This is a genomic window from Thalassotalea psychrophila (genome assembly GCF_031583595.1).
GTDB classification, from domain to species: domain Bacteria; phylum Pseudomonadota; class Gammaproteobacteria; order Enterobacterales; family Alteromonadaceae; genus Thalassotalea_A; species Thalassotalea_A psychrophila.
The window spans coordinates 1,018,781-1,036,828 of the sequence record NZ_CP134145.1 but is presented as its reverse complement, the minus strand read 5'-3'; the positions used below and the strand labels follow the sequence as shown (position 1 = coordinate 1,036,828).

Below are 18,048 nucleotides of genomic sequence, written 5' to 3'. Positions count from 1 at the left end.
CACGTTCATAATGAGCTGATTTTATTAAAGGGTAAGCTTAGAAAAACGCTTGAATACCGGTTTGTGCTCGACCTAAAATTAAGGCGTGTACATCATGGGTACCTTCGTAAGTGTTTACCGCTTCAAGATTCATCACGTGTCTAATAATATGGAATTCATCGCTGATGCCGTTACCACCGTGCATATCACGCGCCATACGCGCTATGTCTAACGCCTTACCACATGAATTACGCTTTACCAGTGATATCGCCTCTGGCGATAATGTGCCAGCATCCATCAAACGGCCTACTTGTAAACAGGCAAATAAACCGGTGGTAATTTCAGTTTGCATATCGGCAAGCTTCTTTTGAATGAGTTGCGTGGCAGCCAAAGGCTTACCGAATTGCTCACGGTCTAGTGTATATTGACGAGCACCATGCCAACAAAACTCTGCGGCACCTAATGCGCCCCAAGAAATTCCATATCTGGCTTTATTTAAACAGCCAAATGGGCCTGATAAACCCTTGGCATTTGGTAGCATATTTTCGCTTGGTACAAACACTTCATCCATGACGATTTCGCCGGTAATAGATGCTCTAAGTGAAAATTTACCTTCAATTTTAGGTGCACTTAAGCCAGGCATGCCTTTTTCTAGAATGAAGCCGCGAATAACACCATCGAGTTTCGCCCAAACAATAAAGATATCGGCAATTGGTGAGTTAGTGATCCACATCTTATTACCGGTTAATTTAAAACCGCCATCTACCGCGTCGGCGCGAGTGAGCATACTTGCTGGATCGGAGCCAGAATTTGGCTCGGTTAAACCGAAACAGCCTATCAACTCTGCCGTTGCCAGTTTTGGCAAGTACTTCATTTTTTGCTCTTCACTACCATAGGCATAAATTGGGTGCATAACTAAAGACGATTGCACACTCATGGCACTACGATAACCACTGTCTACACGTTCCACCTCTCTGGCAACTAAGCCGTAAGTTACATAATTAGCACCGGCGCAGCCATATTTTTCAGGGATGGTGGCGCCAAGTAAACCAAGTTCGCCGAGTTCTTTCATGATCTCAACATCAAACTTTTCATGTCTGTTAGCTTCTAATATTCTCGGCATTAGCTTGTCTTGGCAATACTGATGAGCGGCATCGCGGATCATGCGCTCTTCCTCAGATAATAACGAATCAAGTAATAATGGATCTTGCCAATTAAACGTTGGACGATTGGTAGAAGTAGACATGATAAAACCTCAAAAAAGTTAATAAAATATTGCTTATTTTTTAATAATAAACAAAACTAAGGCAAAGTTAAAATATACATTTCCTTTGCTTGGTATAGGCAAAACCTATAAGTAAAATGTATTATAAAAATCATCAATATCGGATACCACTATGGATCTAAGAAGTTTACAGTACTATGTTGCAGTGTTTGAAGAAGACAGTTTTAGTGCTGCAGCTAAACGCAGTTATGTTGCGCAACCTTCTATATCTGCGGCTGTTGCTCAATTAGAGCAAACCCTTAGTTGTAAATTATTTATCAGACATGCGCGCGGCGTAACGCCTACTGATGCAGGAAGCAAACTCTACCCTTTAGCTAAAAAGTTATTAGGACAAGCAAAGGCAATAAAAACATTATTTGATGAACAAGACAATAAAGTGCCATTCTTTTTAGGTGTTACCAAGGGCCTAGGGGTAGGAAGAATGAGTGCTTTATTAAAAGACTTTACCGCTTCAGTAGCGTCAATGGAGCTTACCTTAGTGGCGCATAATGAACCTTGTGATGCGCGGGTAATTATTAAGGAAGAGCTCTCTGAAAATGAGCAATATGTGTCTTTTTGGCAAGAAAATTACTTACTTGCCCTGCCCTATAATCATGTTTTATCACTGCAAGAGCACATTACTTTAACAGATTTTGATAATTTGGCCTTTATTCAACGATCTCCCTGCAGCGCATGGCAATCATTACAAGATGTATTAACCCTAGAAGGTATCAGCGTTGATATTCGCGCTAAAATCAAAACTATCGATTATGCACTGGGGTTAGTTAGCGCAGGTCTAGGTTGTGCTTTAGTACCAGCACATCCAGAAATATTAACTAATTCAGAAATCGTATTTCGACCGATACAGGACTTACAGCTTAAACGTGAAATTGTTCTAGCTTATCAACAACCTACTAAAGTGATTAATAAACTAAAACAACTGGTGGTAAAACATAGTAGTGCTAGTTAGCCGGTTTGGTTATTTCTATTTCACCATTAGACTTGCTATTTGGTACTACAAATTCTCGATATAGCATTAATAAATGAGCTGCACTCCAACTAAAGTTACTAGCGCCCTGCACCGCTCCGGTTATCGGATTATAGTTTTCTCGAATAGAGCCATTTGCCGATAATCCTTGGGCATTATTAAAAAGCTTATTAGCAAGCATCGTAGCCTCTTGCTCATAACCATAATTATTTAATGCTATAAGACCAAAATAGACTTGGTCTAACCAAACACGTCCGCGCCAATAGATATCGGCATCAAAGGCTGGGTTGCTTTGAGAAGCGGTACCAAGTGGCACCAAAGAATTAAATTCATCAGGGTTTAACATGACATTTTTAACTTGTTCAGCCTTTTCTTTATCGGCAATTCCGGCCCACAGCGGGCTCCAACCTTCAGGCCCTCGTCCTCGAGAAACGAGTATCTCACCTAAACAGCCATGTTGATCGGCTTTATCTGTATCGCTAATTTTACGATCGTAATAAAAGCCGCTTTGTTGATCGAAAAAACATTGATTTACTCGTGCTGCTAACCGCAAAGACTCTTGTTGATATTGCTCGGCGACTCGCGTTAAGCCAAGTAATTTGGCCATATTAGCAAGTAAGCTTTTCTCATTGGCTAAGTAGGCATTTAATTCAACAGATTCTTGGTTAATTGAAAAACCCAATAGCGCCCCTTGTGCTGATTTATTCTCAAAAAACATTACCTGCCAATCTTTACGGGCAAGCTCTACATCGCCTTGGTATTTATCGTTAGCATATGTTTGTAACTGCTCGGCATTGATAAAACCAAAACGAGCGGCGTTATCCATGCCAGATTCCCAGCCAGCACCATGTTGTGCACCAATATCTAGCTCTGTGTAATTACCATTCTCCAGCAATTGCTTATAAACCTGCATGCCGCTGCAATTAAACCATTGCTCTTGCTCAGCCTGACAATGATTAACAGCAAAGTCTGCTACTTTGTTATCAACAAATTTTACTGAAAAACTGATATTGCCGGCAGCATCATTATGGAATCTATGTTTGTTACCACCGTATTCAATTAAACCATTGTTATTATGATCACGGTTTTTATACCACCATTGGTGATAGCGTTGCAGTTTAGGAAACATTTCTTTAATGAACTCAATGTCATTACTGGCTTGATATATTTCCCATACCGCCCAAGACGCTAATGGCGGTTTGGTATTACGTTCATTCCAATTACCACCATCACCATTGCGAGCTGTATCCTTATTATAAAATATTGCGTCAATCACCATACCGTCATCTTGCGGGCGAACAGAGTCGGTTTTATCCACCTGATAATCAAACATTGCCCGCACATTATCTTTGGCTAGGTCATTATTGAAATGCGCCAGTGCATAGGCATGCTTCCAGCTATCCCATGCCCAGGTGCCGTTAAACCAACGCGCGGTTACTGAAGGTGTGACACTATCATGCAATAGTGCGCCGGCAGAGCTACGCCAATTGGCTGATAATGTTTCTATAGCTTTAACGGCAATCTTTTGTTGTTCAATAGCTGCGTTACTTTGTTTTAAACCAAGAGACAAATAAGACTGCCAACGCTGCTCAGCCTCTTGGATATAACGCTCTGAGTCAGCCAATATTTGATTACTGAGATCTTGCTGCTGTAGAGCTTCTTGTTGATTATGAACATAACTATGAGTAGTAAATAACACCTGTTTTTCAGCAGAGGCCAGCTCTAACTGGCTTTCACTTTGGTAAGTGTGAGCCTTGCTATCAATGGTAGTATTTGCAGCAATTGAGCGTTTTATTTGATACTCAGAGCTACCGCTGGTAAGAATATCCCAAATATTTCGTTGCTTGGAGAAGCTGATTGCAACGCTATATTGATCAGCACTGATATTGCGTTGCCAATTTGGTAATGCCTGCTCTACTGTGTGTTTATCATCCCACTGCTGCAATAACCGCCCTTGCCAAAGCAAGCTGAGTTTTTTACTACTGCTTGATTTATTACTAATGGATGTTTTAACTAACGCGGTTCTATTATTGGCATATTGTAATGTTAGTTCTACGCTTAAATCATCAAACTGATAAGTTTGAGATAACGAGCCCGGTCTGGAGTGAATACTCTTCTCGGCTTTATTAAAGTCATAGCTTTGTTTTGAAATGGCATCCTTAATCGTTAACAGTTCTAATTTTTCTGCTATATATAAGCTGTATTCTTCTGCAATAATTAATGGCCCGGGGAAAGAGCCATAATTACTCTCACTTTCTGGTAGTAAAAAACCATGCCAGGCGCCTAAATCAAAAAACGGGTTAAATTTTTGATTTTGATAACTATCATAATCTTTGTGCTTAGTTGGCGTTCCTGCCCTATCGATAACATCATTAAATTTATATACTGCGGAGTTTTCAGCTTGTGCACCAGTGGATTGTGAGGTTACAACCACAGCATTATTTTCTGAACACGAAATTATGCTTAATATAAGCGTTATTAAGGCTATTTTTTTTACTGATAATGAGTTAAAAATTAGATTCATTGCTCAATTTCCATTCTATTTGATTATTTTTCATAAAAATATTTATAACGATTAAATGCAATAAAATTCATTACACCTCCACTTAAGCCCTTATTACTTAACGATTAACATAAGATTAACAAATAATTAACCACACTTAAACACTTTAGTAGGATAGTTAATACTATACTATTTGTATGATAAATATTGCAAAAGATGTTTTTCACTTGTAGTATCAAATACAACAAACTGTAAAAAGTTGTAAGTTTAAGTAAAAAAACAATCTGAAAGCTTAAATTTACTGATGCAAAAAAACACCCTGGGGAGGGATAAAAATGCAACTAGCAAAACCAAAACTTAGTTATCTATCAATGGCAATTATGCTTAGTTTAGGTGCCACCAGTAATTCATATGCAGCAGAAGAACAAGCTGAAGGCTTAAACGATGATGTTGAAACAATTACCGTTACCGGTATTCGTGGCTCTTTAGTACGTGCTATGGATTTGAAAAAATCATCTGATGGTATTGTTGATGCTATATCAGCAGAAGACATTGGTAAATTTCCAGATCAAAACGTTGCCGAGTCATTACAACGTATTTCTGGTGTAGCAATTGATCGAGATGGCGGTGAAGGTCAAAAGATAAGTGTTCGTGGTTTAGGCCCTGAATTCAATGCGGTACTAGTTAATGGCCGTACTATGGCCTCAGTAAGTGGTGGTCGTGCATTTAGCTTTGATACTTTAGCAGCAGAATTAATTAATGGCGCTGAAGTTAACAAAACTCAAACTGCTAAATTACAAGACGGTAGTATTGGTGCAACAGTTAACATTACTACCCATCGTCCATTAGATCTTAATGGTTTTAAAGCAGTTGCTAGTGTTAAAAGCACTTATGACGAAATGTCAGAAGAAAGCAACCCTACTTTCTCTGGCTTAATTAGTAATACCTTTGCTGATGATAAGTTTGGTGTTTTAGCATCATTCAGTTATAGCGATCGTGATACTCGCACTGATAATTCTTTAACCTACGGTTATTATGGCGATACAACATTAGATAGCCTTGCAAGTGGTGAAGTTCTTGAAAATGTTTACATGCCACAAAACTACGATCAAATCGTAAAGACTGAAAACCGTGAACGTACCAGTGGTACATTAGTATTTCAATATCAGCCTTCTGATGATTTAGTGATCACGGCTGATGCTCTTTATTCAGAGTATGACGTAAGCTACCGCGAAGATATTCTTGCTCATTGGTTTGAAGTTGGTAATACCGTTGCCGCAGAACTTGACGAAAACCGTACTGTAGTACGTTTAACGTCAGGTAATAACAGCGCCACCGATTACTTAAACCGTTTATCGGTAACAACAACAGAAACATCTGCTTTTGGTTTTAATGCTGACTGGCAAATTACCAGCGACTTTAATTTAGCTGCTGATATTTCTTATTCGAAAGCTGAATCAAACGGTGGCAATGGTACTACTGATACCGTAGCCGGTTTCTTTAATGGTTACACCTTTGACAATTCACAAGGCGGCGTACCAACCTTAGATTTTGCTGAAAACTTAGATAAAAATATCTTAGGTGCGAACTGGGCAAGTATTTTTGGTGATGATATTGAAGATGAAATTTCAGAAATTCGTCTTGATGCTGAATGGGTAGTAGATCAAGGTGTGTTAAGTAAAGTTAACTTTGGTACTGCTTTTTCTGATCGTACTTTATCAACTATGCCAACCAACACACATACCGATATTCGTAACGGTTGGGGTGGCTATGGTGTGCAATTACCAGCAAGCTTGTTTACAGATTTTAATGCTGATGGTTTCTTATCAGCAGAAAGCGGTAGCCCAACTAATGATTGGTTAATTTTTGATTCATACGAATACATGGCATTTTTAGAAAGCGAAGCAGGTTACGGTCAATTGGATCCTGCAGATGCTGCAGCGATGAAAGATAACCTAGACATGTACAACGGCCACACAGCTCTTAATGTTAAAGGTCAATCATATGAAGTAAACGAAGAAACCACGGCAGTATATTTTGATGCTTACTTGCAAGGTGAAATTGGTGAAATGCCTTGGCAAATAGTTGCTGGTGTTCGTTACGTTGAAACAACGACTAAATCATCAGGCTATGGTGAAGCATTACTTGATATGAGTGGTCCTGACGCTACCGGTAAATACGTACCAGTATTATCTGCTGATATTGAAGCTCTAAGCGTAACCAGTGAATATGATCATGTGTTACCAAGCATCAATGCTAATATCGAAGTTGTTGAAGACGTATTTATCCGTACTGCGTTTTCTGAAAGTATTACTCGTCCAACGTTAACAGAACTGTCTCCTGCCCTTTCTTACGGCGAAGGTAAAATTGATAGCTTAAACGCTTCCGGTGGTAACCCTTACCTAGAACCATATGAGTCAACTAACTTTGATTTAAGTCTTGAATGGTACTTTGATGATGCAAGCTATGCATCTGCAGCTTACTACACTAAAGATATTGACAACTTTATTGATGGTGGCAACTATAATGAAACAGTTTCTGTACCTAGTGGTGATTTTGTTTACAATGTAAGTGGTCCTGAAAACCTTAATTCAACAGAAATTGATGGGTTAGAAATTGCATTTCAACATACGCTAACTTACTTACCTGCACCATTTAATGGTTTTGGTATCATGGCTAACATGACGTTTGTTGATAGTGAATCAGATGCTGATACAGCAGAAAAGCCATTGCCTCTTCCAGGTCTAGGCGATTCACAAAACTTAGTTGTTTTCTATGAGCAAGATAGCTTTCAATTCCGTGTTGCTTATAACAACCGTGATGAGTTTATGCAGTCAACATCTAACTGGGCTGGTGGCGATCCAATCTATGTTGATGATTATTCTCAAGTTGATGTGAGCAGTAGTTACGACATTAACGATAACTTCACTATATTTGTTGAAGGTATTAACGTGACTAACGAAGTAACGAGAAAACGTGGTTTATTACCTAACCACACAATTTCGATTGCTGAAACAGGTGCGCGTTATTCTGTTGGTGTTCGAGCTAACTTCTAGTCTAAAATTAATAGATTAGTTTAGCTAAATAAAATAAAGGGCTATCATTAGCCCTTTATTTATGCCAGTTCGCGTAATGATGTGTTCATTATACGGATTGGTATTATATACCCAAGCTACTTTGAAATAGTAGTTTCTAAGCGCAGAGGTGGCTTGGGTATATTCCTCAAATTATTATTTATAAGAAACTTATTATGAACAAACCCCATATCTGGTTACGTGCCGAAACCAAACAGGATGAACAAAGAAACGCTTTGCCGCCTGCTGGCGCTCAACAACTTATTAGCGCTGGTTTTCAAGTTAGTATTGAACAATCACAGCAAAGTATTTTTGATAATTATGAATATGAAAAAATTGGTTGTAATATAGTTTCCGCTGGTAGTTGGGTAGATGCGCCAAAAAATGCCATTATTCTAGGTTTAAAAGAACTGCCTGAAGATAGTTTCCCAATTATTCATCAGCACATTTACTTCGCCCATGCTTATAAAGATCAACTGGGTTGGCAAGCATTACTAAATCGTTTTAAAGTTGGTAACGGTAAGCTTTATGATCTTGAGTTTTTAGTAGATGAAAATAATCGACGCATTGCGGCATTTGGTTACTGGGCCGGTTTTGCCGGAGCTGCTTTATCTGTGCAAGCTTGGGTTAATCAACATCAAGGCACAACACCAGCATTAAGTGAGGTAAGCTCATATGCGAATAAAGAAGATTTACTTAAAGACTTGGCAAATGGTCTAGCAACATCAAGCGAGAAACCTCGTATTTTAGTGATAGGCGCAAAAGGTCGCAGTGGCAGCGGCGCTGTTGATTTAGCTAAAGCATTGAACTTAACGGTGGTTGAATGGGATATGGCTGAAACGAAAAAAGGTGGCCCATTCACAGAAATTAATGACATGGATATATTAGTTAACTGCGTTCTGGTTAATCAAGATTTACCACCTTTTATCACCAAAGAGATGCTAAACACCGACGATCGTAAATTAACGATTATTGTCGATGTAAGCTGTGATCCATATGGCAGTTATAACCCTTTACCTATTTATCAACAATGCACAACGTTTAAACAACCTTGTATTGAAATTTCAGCTGGCAGTAAACCATTAAGCCTTATCGCGATTGATCATTTACCATCACTGTTACCAAAAGAAAGCAGTGAAGATTATGGACAACAATTATTAACCCATTTATTAACTCTTGATGATAAAACTCAAGGTGTGTGGCCAAAGGCCCTAAACCTTTATCAGCAAAAGATAGACTCTATATAAGGTCACCTATGAAACATACTATCCACTGGCTTGGCGCAGGCTTATCTTCTAAACCTGGTATTGAATTACTGGCAAATAGCGAAAATCCGTTTATTGTTTGGAACCGTAGCCTTGAGAAAGCGCAAACAACACTCGCAGATATCAGTAGTAAACTATCGATAAAACAACTCGACTGGCAAGTGTTAGCGGCTAACATCAACCCAGGTGATGTTGTGGTATCAATGTTACCGGCGACGAAGCATCTGCAAGTTGCAAACCTTTGTATTGAAAAACAAGCCCATTTTGTTTCAAGTAGTTATATCTCACCAGAGATGGCCGCGTTAAATGCCAAGGCAGAAGACAAAAACTTGTGTTTTGTCAATGAAGTTGGTTTAGACCCTGGCATTGATCATTTATTAGCGCACGATTTAGTTGATAAGTATCGCAACAGCGAACAATTTGATAAAAATAATGAACTTTACTTTCGCTCTTATTGTGGTGGTTTTCCAAAAGTTGCCAACGACTTTAAATATAAATTTAGTTGGTCGCCGTTAGGTGTATTAAAAGCGCTTAAATCACCGGCTAAATGGATTAATAACGGTGAAATTGCTACATCAAAAGCGCCATGGGAAGCGTTGCGAGATTACCAAATTGATTCTGGTAATACGCAAGAAACTTTTCAGGCATATCCAAACCGTGATTCGACACCATTCATTGAGCAATACCAACTTCTTGATGACTGGAACGTAAAAGAGTTTGTTCGCGGTACGCTTAGGCTAAGTGGCTGGTCAACAGCTTGGCAATACCTTTTTGATGAAATAGGTCAACTATCAGCGGGTGAAAGTGAACAGCGCCTAACAGCTATAAGCCAAGAGTTAGAGCAAAAATATTCATACGATAAAGATGAAGCTGATCGAGTTGTGCTATGCGTTGAACTAGAAGCTAAAAATGCTGAAGGTAAAGTTTGGCATCAAAGCTATTTACTAGACTCTTCCGGGAATAAATCTGGTCAAGCAATGGCAAGACTAGTATCAATTCCTGTTGCATTTGCCATTTTAGCGGTACTTAATAAAGAAATTAACCCAGGCGTAAGCGCGGCTCCTCATCAGGCTGAGCAAGTACAAGACTGGTTAAACAAGTTAGTTGAACTTGGAGAAAATATTAGTTGTCGTAATCATATTAATTAACTCTAAAAGCAAGTTAATTAATGTACTTCAATACTAATTAACTTGCGAGTAGAACCGGTTAAGCCCAAAATCAAACGTTAAGAGATAACCTAAAAATATAACTAAAAAACATCTCAAGAGAATCAAGAGGCCAATAAAAATGAAATCTACAACACGTGAACCCAGTTTATTTGATGCATTAATTCCCATCTTTTTTCTACTAGTCTTATTGTCGTTGGCGGTTTTTTACTTTGGTGACAATTCATCCTCAGGGCCCAATCAAATAGCCCTAATGATTTGTGCGGGTATTGCTACTTTGGTTGGCTTAAAAAATGGCCACCAACGTAAACACATTGAAAAAAGCATCGTAAAAGGCATTAGCCTCACTCTTGGTGCTATTCTAATTTTGCTCGCTGTTGGCACATTAATAGGTACATGGCTATTAGCGGGTACCGTGCCAACGATGATTTATTTTGGCTTACAAATTCTAAATCCAGATTACTTTTTTGTTAGCTGCAGTATTATCTGTGCCATCGTGGCAATTAGTATTGGTAGTAGTTGGACCGTAGCAGCAACTATCGGTGTTGCCTTGATGGGCGTCGCTAACGGTTTAAATATTTCAGCACCAATTACCGCTGGCGCAATTATCAGCGGCGCATATTTTGGCGATAAACTATCACCATTATCTGATACGACGAACCTAGCTCCTGCCATCGCTGGTACTGAACTATTTACTCACATTAAACACATGACTTGGAGCACAATCCCAAGCTTTGTTATTGCGTTATTTATTTTTCTTATTCTCGGTTTTAATCATGATGTAAAAGTTGCTGATGGTCAGTTAGATGGTTTGTTAACAAGCTTGCAAGACGTTTATTTCATCGATTGGTATTTATTACTACCTTTGGTGGTAACTTTGACTTTGGCTGTTAAGAAAGTTCCGGCGTTTCCTGCCATTGGCATAGGAGCAATAACCGGCGCAATTTGGGCAATGTTATTTCAACAGGACTTAATCCTCTCTTATGCTAACACTGAGCTAGGCAATGTCAGCGCAAATATCACTGTCGTTTGGCAAGTCATGCATGAAGGCTTGAAGTTAAATACTGACAACGCGGTAATGAACGACTTATTAAGTGGCGGCGGCATGGGTTCGATGCTAAATACTATTTGGTTAATCATTTGTGCGATGACCTTTGGTGCGATTATGGAAGGTGTAGGTTTATTGAAAAAAATAGTAGAGACCTTGATCCGTTTTTCACAGCGCGCCAGCTCTTTGATAACCACAACCATCATTACCGCCTTTGGCACTAACTGTATCGCTGCAGATCAATACATCGCAATTGTAATGCCTGGACGTATGTTTAAAGAAGAATACAACAAGCGCAATTTAGCCCCTGAAAATTTATCTCGAGCACTGGAAGATGGCGGTACTGTTACCTCTCCTTTAGTCCCGTGGAATACTTGTGGCGCTTATATGCAGTCAGTTTTGTTAGTTAACCCACTTGAATACGCTGTATTTTGTTTTTTCAATTGGTTAACACCAATTGTTGGCATAACGTGTGCTGTACTAGGTTATAAAGTAAAAACTTTAGTCACTAACGATACCAAAGAGCCCTTTGTTGGGCCGGTGAAGATCCCGAAAAAATTAAGACGAGTAAAGTTATGAGCAATGAACTAAAACACATAGTAATTGTTGGTGGTGGTAGCGCCGGTTGGATAGCTGCGGGTACACTTGCTGCGGCACACCATGCAAATAAACCTGGTGGCATAAAAGTAACCTTGATTGAATCACCTGATGTTAACTCTGTTGGTGTTGGCGAAGGCACTTGGCCAACCATGCGTAACACGCTAAGAAACATGGGGGTATCTGAAACTGATTTTATGCGTGAATGTGACGCCAGTTTTAAACAAGGCGCAAAGTTTGCCAAATGGGTAACAGGTGCCGATGATGACTTTTACTACCACCCGTTAGTATTACCACAAGGCTATTTTGAAATAGATTTGTTTAAGCCATGGAAAACGTCTAAATCGAATAGCTCATTCTCTAATGCAGTATGTTATCAAGAACAATTGTGTGAACATAATTTAGCCCCTAAACTAATTTCTACGCCAGAATATGCCGCAGTAGCCAATTACTCTTATCATTTAGATGCAGGAAAGTTTGCCGAGTTTTTAAAAAATCACTGTACCAAAAACTTAGGCGTTACTCATATCCTTGATCATGTCAGTAAAGTAAATTCGGCTGACAATGGTGATATCGCTTCAGTTAGCAGTGTTAATAATGGTGATATCAAAGGTGATTTATTTATTGACTGTACTGGCTTTTCATCGCTGCTTATTGGTAAGCATTACAAGGTAGCAAAAGTTTGCAAAAAAGATATTTTGTTTATCGATACCGCTTTAGCAGTACAAATCCCCTACGAAAGTGAAGATAGCCCTATCGCATCTCATACCATTTCAACGGCGCAAGAAGCGGGCTGGATTTGGGATATAGGTTTACCGACACGTCGCGGTGTTGGTCATGTTTATTCAAGTAAACACACCAGCCGAGAACGCTCTGAACAATTGTTAAGAGACTATTTAGCCGAGTCTATTGGTGATAAAGCTAAAGACTTAAGCTTTAGGAAAATAGATATTAACCCTGGCGTTAGGGAGAAATTTTGGGTTAATAATTGTGTTGCAGTTGGTATGTCTGCAGGTTTTTTAGAGCCACTTGAAGCCTCTGCCCTAGTTATGATCGAACTTGCTTGTGCCAGTATTAGTGAACAATTACCTGCAAATCGTGAAACTATGGATATTGTTGCTAAATCATATAATGATAAATTTCAATATAACTGGGATCGCGTTATCGATTTTCTTAAATTGCATTATACCGCAAGTAAACGTGATGATACTGCTTTTTGGCGTGATAACCGTGACCCAGAAACTATCCCTGAAAGTTTGCAAGAATTAATGGCCCTATGGCAACACCGATCACCATCAGAATACGACTTTCAACGTAAACGTGAAATGTTCTCGGCTGCCAGTTATCAATATGTACTTTATGGTATGGATTATAACAATGCCGCTGTAGAGGGTTTTATTAGCGATGATGTACAAATAAAAGCACAAAGAATGTTCGTCGAAAATGACAAGCTGACCAAAAGATATGTTGAAGCACTACCAACCAACCGAGAGTTGATTAACAAAGTTCGTCAATTTGGTTTTAATAAAGTTTAGCTGCTTGGAAATAAGATAATGAAATTAGAAAAATTAGATAGCAATACTCATATAAATACTAAAGTGTTAGCTTTTACTGATGTTACACACAGCTTTAATGCGCACTTGGTACATACGGTGCCACAAGAGTTTAAAAACATAGCTCAACATTACCCTATTTTCTTTGCCAAAAATGAAGAAACCGGACAGTTTAGTATTATCACTTTGTTAGGTTTACGCATTAATGAAAATTTATTCATTAATGAAGGTAAGTGGCAAGGAGGTTATTTACCATTAAATTTACAAACCGAACCTTTCTTTCTAATTGAAGACGAGCAAGAAGTGGACGGAAAATTAGTTTCTAAACCCGCACTTGCAATTGATGTTAACAATAGTCGTGTTCAAACAACGCAAGGGGAAGCTGTATTTAAGCAAGGAAAGGCCACAACATATCTGCAAGATAAAGCTAATTTATTAGCCCAGTTTGTTGAAGGAACTCGTTTTAATAATGAGTTTATAAAGGCACTGTTAGAGCAAAACTTATTAGAGCCAGTTAATTTAGATATTACCTTAGAAAGTGGAGAAGATATTAGCCTGCAGGGGTTATATACCATAAATAAAGAAGTATTGGTTCGAGTCCCAGCTACTGCGCAACAAGAATTTGAACGTTTAGGTTATGTACAATTAATGACTGACATCCTAGCATCATTAAATAATGTTGAAGCGTTGATTGATCTTAAAAATAAGAAGCTAAAAGCTGGAAAGCTATAAGCTTCCAGCTTTTTAGCTGTTTAGTATTTAATCACCATCTAAGGTCATACCTTTGAGGCCACCAACTCCAGTTTGATCATTACTACGAAGTTTGATCATTAAGCGCAAATCATTTGGTGAATCAGCATTATGCAGGGCATCGGTGTAACTTATCTCCCCTGCTTCGTATAGATCAAATAACGCCTGATCGAAGGTTTGCATGCCTAGTTCGCGCGATTTCGCCATAACTTCTTTGATGTCTCCAACAGCACCTTTTTTAATGAGCTCAGAAATGTACGGTGAGTTCAGTAAAATTTCAATAGCTGCTTTTCGGCCTAAACCATCACGAGTTGGTACTAGCTGTTGGGCAACAATACCACGTAGATTCAAAGCTAAATCGAACTGCAGCTTTTCATGTTGCTCTGGCGGTACTAAATGCATGATACGGTCAATTGCTTGGTTGGCATTATTGGCATGTAAGGTAGCAATACATAAGTGACCAGTTTCAGCAAAGCTTAATGCGTGCTCCATAATATCTTGTGAGCGAATTTCACCAATTAAGATAACATCTGGAGCTTGGCGTAATGAGCTTTTAAGTGCCGCATCAAAAGACTCGGTATCCATGCCAACTTCTCGTTGAGTGATCATCGATTTACCGTGTTCGTGGACAAACTCTACCGGATCTTCAATGGTCAATATATGACCACGAGCATTACGGTTACGATAACCGATCAATGATGCCATCGATGTTGATTTACCAGTACCTGTACCACCAACGAACAACAATAAGCCACGTTTAGACATCACCAGTTCTTTTAAAACGGGTGGTAAACCAAGTGCCTCGGTATCGGGGATATCTGTAACAATTCGACGTACAACCATACCTGGCATTTCACGTTGCCAAAATGCAGAAATACGAAAACGGCCAATGTCTTCAATAGCAATAGCATAGTTACATTCTTTTGTTTCGGTAAATTCAGTAATTTGCTTTTCAGTCATTGAGCTATGAACCAGCTCTAAACAATCATCAAAGTTTAATATCTTTTCATCTACAGGCTGTAATTCGCCATTTATTTTGGCACTTGCTGAAAGGTTAACTGTAACAAATAGATCAGAAGCATCTTGCTTCACCATGGCTTTTAGTAATTGGTGTAAATACATCTAAATTCCCTTAGTAAACCTTAAACTGGTTTTTATCCGCCGCTTTATGCATAGCATCTTCACGGGTAATAAGACCACGGCTTAATAAGTTTTGTAAACATTGATCCATGGTTTGCATGCCATGTGACATACCGGTTTGAATTGCTGAATACATTTGTGCAATTTTATCTTCACGAATTAAGTTACGAATGGCAGGTACACCAATCATAATTTCATGGGCAGCAACACGACCACCACCAACTTTTTTGATTAATGTTTGCGAGATAACCGCACGAAGTGATTCAGATAACATAGAACGCACCATACTTTTTTCTTCACCTGGAAATACATCAACAATACGGTCAATGGTTTTTGGTGCAGAGGTAGTATGGAGCGTACCAAATACTAAATGACCGGTTTCTGCTGCGGTCATTGCTAAGCGGATTGTTTCTAAATCACGCATCTCACCTACAAGTATTACATCAGGATCTTCACGCAGAGCTGAGCGCAGAGCATTGTTAAAGCTTAACGTATCGCGATGTACTTCACGTTGGTTAATTAAACATTGTTTGTTGTCATGAACGAATTCGATAGGATCTTCAATAGTTAAGATGTGATCGCGTTTAGTTTCATTAATATAATCAACCATAGCCGCTAGAGTTGTTGATTTACCAGAGCCTGTTGGGCCGGTAACAAGTACTAAACCACGAGGGTTTTCTGAGATTTGTCTAAAAATATCAGGACAGCCAAGTTCATCTAAAGACAAAATTTTACTTGGGATGGTACGAAATACTGCAGCAGGACCACGGTTTTGGTTAAATGCGTTAACACGAAAACGAGCTAAGTTAGGTACTTCAAAAGAGAAATCCACTTCTAGATTTTCTTCGTACTCTTTACGTTGACGATCGGTCATAATGTCATACACTAAACCATTAACGTCTTTGTCTTCTAGCGGTGGGATGTTAACCTTACGTACGTCACCATCAACGCGAATGGCAGGTGGCATACCAGTAGATAAATGTAAATCGGAAGCATTGTGTTCGACACTAAATGCTAAAAGTTCGGTAATATCCATAAAATCCCTAATTTATAATTGTTATAGAAATAAAAAAATGACCAATATCGCTGACAAACTCCAGGCAATACACCAAGATATTATTAACGCCAGCAAAAATGCCAATCGCTCATCTGATGCTGTGAGCTTGTTGGCTGTTAGTAAAACGAAACCTATAAATTTAATTCAACAGGCGTATGATGCCGGGCAGCGCCACTTTGGTGAGAATTACGTGCAAGAGACTGTTGAAAAAGTACAGCAACTTGCCCATTTAACTGATATCACCTGGCATTTTATTGGCCCTATTCAGAGCAATAAAACCCGACAAATTGCTGAAAATGTTGCTTGGGTCCATTCTATAGACCGGATGAAAACAGCAAAACGCCTTAATGAACAACGTGATAGTAACATTATCCCGTTAAACGTTTGTTTACAAGTGAATATTAGCGGTGAAGAAAGTAAATCAGGGGCCGTGATTAATGACGTTGCCGAGTTAGCTGAATTTATCAACAATTGTGCTAATTTAACCCTGCGAGGCTTAATGGCAATACCAGCTAAAGGCGATGATGAAGTAACCAAGCAAAGCTTTATTAAGATGCAAACCTTGTTTAATGAATTGCAGCACCAATATCCAAGTGTAGATACCCTGTCGATGGGGATGAGTAATGATATGAATATTGCCATTAACTGCGGTAGTACGATGATACGCGTTGGTACGGCGATATTTGGGGCTAGGAACTAGGAACTAGGAACTAGGAACTAGGAACTATAAATTTTACAGATTAATTGTTTAACGATCAGGAAGTATAATGAAAAAAGTCGCATTTATTGGCGCTGGTAATATGAACAGCAGTATCTTAATTGGCATGGTCAACCAAGGTTTCTCTGCTAATGACATTATGGTGAGTAACCCTAGTGCGCCAAAACGTGAAGCGTTAGCTCAGCAATATGGCATACAGCAAAGCGAAGACAATATTAAAGCCGCCAATTTTGCTGATGTTATTGTGTTAGGAGTAAAACCTCACTTTATTAAACAGGTTTGTCGTGAGATCGCCGCACACGTTGATTTATCCAATAAATGTTTTATTTCGGTGGCCGCAGGCATTAGTCTGCAACAAATGCAATCTGAGTTAGGTGATAGCACGGCTATTATCCGCTGTATGCCAAATACCCCTTCTCAGCTTGGTATAGGAATGACTGGAGTGTTTGCCAATAGCGCGATAAATTCTGATGATGAGGAATTTACCAATTCATTACTAAACGGTATTGGTAAAGTCTTATGGCTACAAAGCGAAGCAGAAATTGATGACTTGCTGGCTGTTTCTGCCTCAGGTCCGGCATATTTCTTCGCCTTTATGGAAGCCATGCAAAACAAAGCCATGGAATTTGGTTTTAGTGAAAAAATTGCCCGTGAACTGGTACAACAAACAGCAGTTGGCGCAGCGCAAATGGTTATCCAAAATACAGATTCAATAGCGACATTACGAGAAAACGTAACATCAAAAGGTGGCACTACGCAAGCAGCATTGAATGTATTTAAAGTGGGTAACCTTGATGATTTAGTTGATAATGCAATGGACGCGGCAAAGCAGCGTTCCATTGAAATAACAACCAGTAACAATTAGTTTAGTTGATAGTAATACAAAGAAGTTATTCTTAGTATATGATTAATTTATTTTTCACAGTTTGAGCTTTTATTTGGAGTA

The 18,048-nt window shown here is 39.0% G+C and carries 13 protein-coding genes; 9 read left to right on the top strand and 4 right to left on the bottom strand.

What is annotated here, in order from left to right; translation table 11 throughout:
- Positions 1–37 precede the first annotated feature (37 nt).
- Positions 38–1,225 carry an acyl-CoA dehydrogenase gene (locus tag RGQ13_RS04365; RefSeq protein ID WP_348392340.1) on the bottom strand — a complete coding sequence of 396 codons (1,188 nt, stop codon included), beginning with the start codon at positions 1,223–1,225 and terminating at the stop codon, positions 38–40.
- Positions 1,226–1,376: 151 nt separating this feature from the next.
- Here RGQ13_RS04365 and RGQ13_RS04360 point away from each other — a divergent pair, with 151 nt between their 5' ends.
- Positions 1,377–2,213, top strand: coding sequence for a LysR family transcriptional regulator (locus tag RGQ13_RS04360; RefSeq protein ID WP_348392339.1), 837 nt, complete (start codon positions 1,377–1,379; stop codon positions 2,211–2,213).
- Here RGQ13_RS04360 and ygjK read toward each other — a convergent pair.
- A complete protein-coding gene (gene ygjK, locus RGQ13_RS04355; RefSeq protein ID WP_348392338.1) occupies positions 2,206–4,755 on the bottom strand; it encodes an alpha-glucosidase in 2,550 nt (849 codons plus the stop codon). The two genes, RGQ13_RS04360 and ygjK, sit on opposite strands and share 8 nt — an antisense overlap.
- A gap of 314 nt (positions 4,756–5,069) precedes the next feature.
- On the opposite strand from ygjK, the gene RGQ13_RS04350 reads away from it, so the two are divergent.
- From RGQ13_RS04350 to RGQ13_RS04325, 6 genes are all read left to right on the top strand, one after another.
- The gene (locus tag RGQ13_RS04350; RefSeq protein ID WP_348392337.1) at positions 5,070–7,790 is read left to right on the top strand and encodes a TonB-dependent receptor; all 2,721 of its coding nucleotides are present in this window, start codon (positions 5,070–5,072) and stop codon (positions 7,788–7,790) included.
- 194 nt (positions 7,791–7,984) lie between these two features.
- Positions 7,985–9,055: a saccharopine dehydrogenase gene (locus RGQ13_RS04345; RefSeq protein ID WP_348392336.1), complete on the top strand. Its 1,071-nt coding sequence runs from the start codon at positions 7,985–7,987 to the stop codon at positions 9,053–9,055.
- A gap of 8 nt (positions 9,056–9,063) precedes the next feature.
- Complete coding sequence (locus RGQ13_RS04340) at positions 9,064–10,221, top strand: saccharopine dehydrogenase family protein (protein ID WP_348392335.1); 1,158 nt, start codon at positions 9,064–9,066, stop codon at positions 10,219–10,221.
- A gap of 139 nt (positions 10,222–10,360) precedes the next feature.
- The gene (gene nhaC, locus RGQ13_RS04335; protein WP_348392334.1) at positions 10,361–11,866 is read left to right on the top strand and encodes a Na+/H+ antiporter NhaC; all 1,506 of its coding nucleotides are present in this window, start codon (positions 10,361–10,363) and stop codon (positions 11,864–11,866) included.
- Positions 11,863–13,419, top strand: a complete 1,557-nt coding sequence (locus tag RGQ13_RS04330; RefSeq protein WP_348392333.1) for a tryptophan halogenase family protein — start codon at positions 11,863–11,865, stop codon at positions 13,417–13,419. Before nhaC ends, RGQ13_RS04330 begins: the two co-directional genes overlap by 4 nt.
- An 18-nt stretch (positions 13,420–13,437) precedes the next feature.
- Positions 13,438–14,169, top strand: coding sequence for a SapC family protein (locus RGQ13_RS04325; protein ID WP_348392332.1), 732 nt, complete (start codon positions 13,438–13,440; stop codon positions 14,167–14,169).
- 27 nt (positions 14,170–14,196) lie between these two features.
- Here RGQ13_RS04325 and RGQ13_RS04320 read toward each other — a convergent pair whose 3' ends face one another.
- On the bottom strand, positions 14,197–15,309 hold the full coding sequence (locus RGQ13_RS04320; protein ID WP_348392331.1) for a PilT/PilU family type 4a pilus ATPase: 1,113 nt from the start codon (positions 15,307–15,309) through the stop codon (positions 14,197–14,199).
- A gap of 10 nt (positions 15,310–15,319) precedes the next feature.
- Positions 15,320–16,363, bottom strand: a complete 1,044-nt coding sequence (locus RGQ13_RS04315) for a type IV pilus twitching motility protein PilT (RefSeq protein WP_348392330.1) — start codon at positions 16,361–16,363, stop codon at positions 15,320–15,322.
- Positions 16,364–16,400: 37 nt separating this feature from the next.
- Between RGQ13_RS04315 and RGQ13_RS04310 the strand changes: the two genes are divergently transcribed.
- Together RGQ13_RS04310 and proC are read left to right on the top strand one after the other, a co-directional pair.
- A complete protein-coding gene (locus RGQ13_RS04310; RefSeq protein ID WP_348392329.1) occupies positions 16,401–17,084 on the top strand; it encodes a YggS family pyridoxal phosphate-dependent enzyme in 684 nt (227 codons plus the stop codon).
- A 67-nt stretch (positions 17,085–17,151) separates the two neighbouring features.
- Positions 17,152–17,967: a pyrroline-5-carboxylate reductase gene (proC, locus tag RGQ13_RS04305; RefSeq protein WP_348392328.1), complete on the top strand. Its 816-nt coding sequence runs from the start codon at positions 17,152–17,154 to the stop codon at positions 17,965–17,967.
- Positions 17,968–18,048: the final 81 nt, after the last annotated feature.